We start from the raw sequence: 6,000 nt of genomic DNA, 5'->3' as shown, positions 1-6,000 counted from the left end.
GACGGGTAAGAATGCGGTTGAGAATAATGCACTGAGTCTGCCAACGGGCCTGATGAATTATGGTCAGGCGGTGGCATCATGGGACCAGTACGCCCAGGATAACAATCTGACGCCGGAACAGAAACAGGCTGGATTAGATAAGCTGGCGCAGGGTGATTTACCGGAAGGTGCGAATATCACCAAAGTTATCGTGAATGGGTATAAGGATGGCGTATTGATTGCAGGAGCTGCTTATTTAGGTCCAGCGGCATCGGTGGGTAAAGCTGTGGGCGGTGCAGTAATAGCGGAAATCGCCAATGGCTCTTATCAGTGGTTCGATCTGAGTCAGCCTGGAAATGAAAATAAAACCTGGGATTATAAGGGAAGTCTCTCGACAGGAATTACAGGAGCATTAGCACCGGGGCGCGGGGTCTGGCAGAACGTCGGAATGGCAGCAGGTGGCTCGGTGTTTACTGATGGGCCTGACATAGGATCTGTTGGTGGTGCTGCTTTAGGGGCTTGGGCAGGAGGAAAGTTCGGGGAGTTAGCTCCTTTCCCTGGGGAAATAAATGATCTGTTTGGTGGCATCGGGGGAGAAATAATAAGCAATAAGGTTAAGGATAAAATTAATGAAAATTAAAAATAGGCAGAATAGAGCAACATTTACTGCTTTCCTTTTAAGCACAATTTACTACGGCTTTTGCTTTTTCGCATTTATCTTCTTGGTTAACAATGTAATTATCGAACTAGTTACCTCAGGTAAAATTGATTTCTCCAAAAAGTCCTTGAGCTATCTATCTGCTGTAAGTTTAATTATTGGGATAGCATCAGGAGCAAGAATATGGATCTTTGCCAAAATAGACGAGCGAAAAGCCCGTAAATCGCCTCCATCCAATCCAGAGTAACCCCATCAATCCCGGCCATCGCGCCGGGATTTTTTTGCTTGTTGTCCGGTCAGCTACCGCCCCGCCTCTGCGGCTTCGCCATGACCTGAATCACGTCCATCAGTTCCCGCTGCTTACGGGCCGAGAGCTTAGGGCAGCGCTGGCCTGCATCAATTCCGGCTCCGGTGGCGGTATTTCCGTCGTCAGCACCAGGCAACCGTTCATCACCCGCCCATCAGCCGGCGTGCCGGTGACAATATTATTTGGCTGCGATCTTTAAGAGTCTGCTTACAGTCTGGCCGTCCCTGACGGGCTGAAGGTGTCTTTACCGGCCGTTAATTATTCTCCGCCTCTTCCCCTTCCTCACCCTCTTTCTCTTCCCCACCGCCCGAAATCAAATCAGACAGCTTCATCTCCCCCAGTTCATCCATTTTTTTCCTGGCGTCTTCCAGGGGCTGCGCCGCATTCAGTTCTGCCACTTTAGCATCGGCCAGGTCCGTCGCCTGCTTTCTGGTTTCATCCCACTGGGTTTGTGCCGACTCCACCAGACTGTTTGTGCGTTTATCCGCTTCTTCTTTAATATTTTCTTTGGTCGCATCGTCACAGGCGGTAATTAACGTCATCATTGCCGTTAAGGCCAGAATGCTAAATTTATTCATCATATTAACCCTTATTAAACCTTTATCAGATGTTGCTCAGGACGGGGCAAAAACAGTTATTGCATGTGCCTTAATGGTAAACCGGGCGGGCGTCTGCCCAATCAGTTCGCCGTCGGCGTTAATATCATGGGGGCGGCGCGTGCTCAGCGTCATGGCGGTGGTGGACAGGGTGCGCACCTTACGCCAGCGACCGTGCGTTCCTCGCCGGAGTGCGGGCAGCAGGGCTATCATTTCCCACCAGTGCGCCACCTCCAGGCTGTACACGTCCAGCCGGCCGTCATCCGGGGCGGCGCTCTGTTCCACCGTCATTCCCCCGCCGTAAAAGCGGCCGTTGCCAACGGAAACCTGCACGGTTTTTACTTTCTCTACGATGCCGTCATGTTCCAGCGTGGCGCTGAACGGACGGCTCTGCTTCAGCAGCCGGAAGGCCGCCAGTGCATAGCCAAATGTCCCCCAGCGTTTTTTGGACTCGGCCGTTAAATGGTGTGCCAGCGTGGCGGAAAAACCGATGCTGGAAACGTTAAAAAACAGGTGGCCGTTGACCTCACCCAGATCGACGGGGCGCTGGTGCCCGGTGGCAATCACCCTGACGGCCTGACTCAGGTTATTCGCAATACCGAGCGTGCGGGCAAAATCATTGGCGGTGCCCAGCGGCAGTACGCCCAGCGGCAGCCCGCTGTGCATCAGGCCTCTCGCGGCGGCATTCAGGCTGCCGTCACCGCCGCCGACAATAACCAGATCGATGCGGTCGGCATAGTCGAGAATAATCTCGCTACTGTTACGGCGATCGCCGGGCCCGGGCTCAATCACCTGAATGCCTCCGGCGGTCAGCAGGGATAATGCCTGCTGTTTATTCGCTTTCCCGTTACGGGCGTTTTCATTAATCAGTAATAATCCGATCGGCTTTTCCTGATTATTTTCATTGTGATTGCTCATCATTATTTTCTCAGGTGGTAAAGCACAATTTGTGGAGGGTTGATGAAATCACACTCAATTACGATGCGGCAAGCCGCATTTATTAAGTTTACATTTATACATAAATAATGACGCCACAGGCTGTCTTGCGGCTTAAATAAATACAATTACTGTCGTTTGTTTGCGCTGTAATAAAAGTGTCATCTTTTCTTTTTTCGGCAGATATTTATTCAGCGGTCCGTTTTTGCTTTTCTGACCGGGCAATCAACAACAGTGATGATGGCGGCTTGGTGATAACTTTTTCTTATGGTGATGCGTGGGAATTCCTTGCATCAGCTCAGGTTTTCCGCCGCCTGCGGCAGTTTCACCCGTTTTTTAGCTATATTTCGGGTCATAAGTTTTTTGTTGTACCACCGAAAGCCGGTGATATAGTCGCAGAGGAACAACATCATCCCTCTGATTACCCTAACAATACTAAACAACATCAGGGCCAGAACATTACGCACAAGGAATTAGTCATGACAGCTTTTCACTCTCTTGAGTCGTTTCTCACCTCCGTTCAGCAGCGCGATCCTCACCAGCCGGAATATCTGCAGGCCGTGCGCGAGGTGTTCACGTCACTGTGGCCGTTCCTGGAACGACACCCGCAGTATCAGGAGCAAAGCCTGCTGGAGCGTCTGGTCGAGCCGGAACGTTTGATCCAGTTCCGCGTTGCCTGGACGGACGATCGCGGTCAGGTGCAGGTGAACCGGGCATGGCGCGTGCAGTTCAGCTCCTCCATTGGCCCCTATAAAGGCGGGATGCGCTTCCATCCGTCGGTAAACCTGTCGATTCTGAAATTCCTCGGCTTTGAGCAGACGTTTAAAAATGCCCTCACCACCCTGCCGATGGGCGGCGGTAAAGGCGGGTCGGACTTTAATCCGAAAGGGAAAAGCCAGGCGGAAGTGATGCGCTTCTGCCAGGCGCTGATGACAGAACTTTACCGCCACCTGGGCCCGGATACCGATGTGCCTGCGGGGGATATTGGTGTGGGGGGCCGTGAAGTAGCCTTTATGGCCGGAATGATGAAGAAGCTGTCGAATAATACCGCCTGCGTGTTTACCGGCAAAGGCCTGTCATTCGGCGGCAGCCTGATCCGCCCGGAAGCCACCGGCTACGGTCTGGTCTACTTCACCGATGCGATGCTGAAACGTCACGGGCTGGGCTTTGAAGGCAGTACCGTTGCGGTCTCCGGTGCCGGTAACGTGGCGCAGTACGCCATTGAAAAAGCGATGGCGCTGGGCGCGCGCGTGCTGACGGCTTCTGATTCACGCGGAACGGTGGTAGACGAAGCCGGGTTTACCCCGGAAAAGCTGGCGCTGCTGGCGGAGATCAAAAACGTGCGTTACGGCAGCGTGGAAGATTATGCGCGTGAACGTGGCCTGGTTTACCTTGCCGGGCAGCAGCCGTGGAGCGTGCCGGTCGATATCGCCTTACCGTGCGCGACGCAGAATGAGCTTGATCTGCCGGCGGCACGTCAGCTGATTGCTAACGGCGTGAAAGCCGTGGCGGAAGGGGCCAATATGCCGACCACTATCCCGGCGACCGATGTGTTCCTTGAGGCGGGTGTACTCTTTGCGCCGGGCAAAGCGGCAAATGCCGGTGGCGTAGCCACTTCTGGCCTGGAGATGGCGCAGAATGCGGCACGTCTGAGCTGGAAAGCGGAGAAGGTTGATATTCGTCTGCAACACATCATGCTGGATATTCATCACGCCTGCGTGGAGCACGGCGGGGAAGGCAGGCAGACCCACTACGTCCACGGCGCGAATATTGCCGGGTTCGTTAAAGTGGCGGATGCAATGCTGGCTCAGGGTGTGCTGTAACATCGGATCGTGAATGTTTTACCGGGTGGCCATGCTGATCGGGGCCGCCCGGCAGTGTCCGTCACCGGCACGGGGCGACCAGAAAAAGGGTCGCCCCTACGACGCCGTAACAACATTTTGCTGTTCACGCCGCTGTTTCACCCGCCAGAACCACGCCAGCAGGATAAACCACAGCGGCATCGCACACAGCGCGGTCAGCGTATCCGGGTCAAAGACCATTACCACCAGTGAGAACAGAAAAAACAGCAGCGTCAGCCAGCTCATCACAATCCCGGCGGGCATTTTAAACGCCGAGCGCTCGTGCAGGGCCGGGCTGCGCCTGCGATACACCAGATACGCCACCAGAATCATTCCCCAGGTATAAATCACCAGAATCGCTGCCAGTGTAGACACCACGGTAAACAGCGTCATCACGTTGGGCACCAGGAACAGCAACAGCGTGCCGCTTAACATGCAAAAGCAGGAAAACATCAGGCTGCGGACCGGGATCCGCGTGGTGCGCGACAGAATACGGAACTGCCAGTGGGCGTGCTGTTCCAGCGACAGGCCATACAGCATGCGGGTGCTGGAGTAGACCCCACTGTTGGCGGAGGACATCGCCGAGGTCAGCGCCACAAAGTTGATCACGGCGGCGGCTGCGGGCAGCCCGGCTTTGGCAAACAGCGTCACGAATGGGCTGGTGTCCGGCGAGATGTGCGGCCAGGACGTCACGGCGATGATCACCACCATCGACAGCACGTAAAAGATAATGATGCGCAGCGGGATCGCCCTGATCGCCCGCGGCAATACCTTCTCCGGCGAGCGGGTTTCTGCACTCATGGTGCCCAGCAGTTCAATGCCGGTGTAGGAGAAAATCGCGATCTGGAATCCGGCGAAGAAGCCGACGATGCCGTGTGGCATAAACACCGCCGTGTCCGTGAGGTTGTCCAGCGAAGCGGTCACGCCATCCGGTGACGTCCAGCCGCGGGCGATCATCCAGAAGCCGGTGACGATCAGCGCAATAATGGCAATAACTTTAATAATCGCAAACCAGAACTCGGCTTCGCCAAACATCTTCACCGACAGCAGGTTAAACAGGCACAGCAGCCCCAGCGTCAACAGCGCCGGGATCCACGGCGACAGCGTCGGCAGCCAGTACTGCATGTAGCCACCGCAGACCACCACATCGGCAATACAGGTCACCACCCAGCTCAGCCAGTATGACCAGCCGAGGAAGAAGCTCGCCTTTGGACCAAGGTAGTCGGAAACAAAATCTGCAAACGAACGGTAATCCAGACGGCTCAGCAACAGCTCGCCCATTGCCCGCATCACCATATACATAAAGAAGCCGACCACAATATAGGTGATCAGAATGGAGGTGCCGGACACCGCAATGGTTTTTCCCGCCCCCATAAACAGCCCGGTGCCGATAGCGCCGCCCAGCGAAATCAGCTGAATATGGCGCGAACTGAGTCCGCGATGCAGGTGCTGCGGCGCATCCTTTGGGTCAGACATGGCATCCTCTCAATCCGTTCTTGTTAGCAGACACAGCCCTCACTGAAACGGGTGACAATCAGGGCAATACGTCGGGGGGACAGGTACGTGGCGTTCATGCTGGCGCTGCGCTGTAACAAAGTCAACACAGGTGTATAGACAAATTATTCACTTTTTGATCACATTCAACTTTCTGAAAAACAGGGTAAAATATTTTTATATGCAGTT

The 6,000-nt window shown here is 54.6% G+C and carries 7 protein-coding genes; 3 read left to right on the top strand and 4 right to left on the bottom strand.

Going from position 1 to position 6,000, the window contains the following annotated elements:
- Both EPE01S_RS23660 and EPE01S_RS18630 read left to right on the top strand, forming a co-directional pair.
- The coding region (locus EPE01S_RS23660) for a hypothetical protein (protein WP_062748140.1) at window positions 1–619 on the top strand (619 nt) is incomplete at its 5' end.
- Complete coding sequence (locus EPE01S_RS18630; RefSeq protein ID WP_062748138.1) at window positions 609–884, top strand: hypothetical protein; 276 nt, start codon at window positions 609–611, stop codon at window positions 882–884. The genes EPE01S_RS23660 and EPE01S_RS18630, both read left to right, overlap by 11 nt.
- A 49-nt stretch (window positions 885–933) precedes the next feature.
- Here the strand turns inward: EPE01S_RS18630 and EPE01S_RS24230 are convergent, their stop codons facing one another.
- From EPE01S_RS24230 to EPE01S_RS18620, 3 genes are all read right to left on the bottom strand, one after another.
- Window positions 934–984 carry a hypothetical protein gene (locus tag EPE01S_RS24230; RefSeq protein WP_488361379.1) on the bottom strand — a complete coding sequence of 17 codons (51 nt, stop codon included), beginning with the start codon at window positions 982–984 and terminating at the stop codon, window positions 934–936.
- A 214-nt stretch (window positions 985–1,198) separates the two neighbouring features.
- On the bottom strand, window positions 1,199–1,525 hold the full coding sequence (locus EPE01S_RS18625; protein ID WP_137269831.1) for a hypothetical protein: 327 nt from the start codon (window positions 1,523–1,525) through the stop codon (window positions 1,199–1,201).
- A 33-nt stretch (window positions 1,526–1,558) separates the two neighbouring features.
- On the bottom strand, window positions 1,559–2,461 hold the full coding sequence (locus EPE01S_RS18620; RefSeq protein WP_373279688.1) for a lipid kinase: 903 nt from the start codon (window positions 2,459–2,461) through the stop codon (window positions 1,559–1,561).
- 494 nt (window positions 2,462–2,955) lie between these two features.
- Between EPE01S_RS18620 and gdhA the strand changes: the two genes are divergently transcribed.
- Entirely contained in the window at window positions 2,956–4,299 is a 1,344-nt protein-coding gene (gene gdhA / locus EPE01S_RS18615; RefSeq protein ID WP_062748130.1) for an NADP-specific glutamate dehydrogenase, read from the top strand.
- A 96-nt stretch (window positions 4,300–4,395) separates the two neighbouring features.
- Here the strand turns inward: gdhA and EPE01S_RS18610 are convergent, their stop codons facing one another.
- Entirely contained in the window at window positions 4,396–5,793 is a 1,398-nt protein-coding gene (locus EPE01S_RS18610) for an amino acid permease (RefSeq protein WP_062748128.1), read from the bottom strand.
- Between the last annotated feature and the right edge of the window lie 207 nt (window positions 5,794–6,000).

It is taken from the genome of Erwinia persicina NBRC 102418 (assembly GCF_001571305.1).
GTDB lineage: Bacteria > Pseudomonadota > Gammaproteobacteria > Enterobacterales > Enterobacteriaceae > Erwinia > Erwinia persicina.
Note: the sequence above shows the minus strand (reverse complement) of the source record. Positions and strands in the feature narration are given on the sequence as shown.

Bases quoted from the DNA above. Each gene is read 5' to 3' on its own strand.
- EPE01S_RS18625 (WP_137269831.1), bottom strand. From the start codon at position 1,525: ATGATGAATAAATTTAGCATTCTGGCCTTAACGGCAATGATGACGTTA.
- gdhA (WP_062748130.1), top strand. From the start codon at position 2,956: ATGACAGCTTTTCACTCTCTTGAGTCGTTTCTCACCTCCGTTCAGCAG.
- EPE01S_RS18610 (WP_062748128.1), bottom strand. From the start codon at position 5,793: ATGTCTGACCCAAAGGATGCGCCGCAGCACCTGCATCGCGGACTCAGT.
- EPE01S_RS18620 (WP_373279688.1), bottom strand. From the start codon at position 2,461: ATGATGAGCAATCACAATGAAAATAATCAGGAAAAGCCGATCGGATTA.
- EPE01S_RS18630 (WP_062748138.1), top strand. From the start codon at position 609: ATGAAAATTAAAAATAGGCAGAATAGAGCAACATTTACTGCTTTCCTT.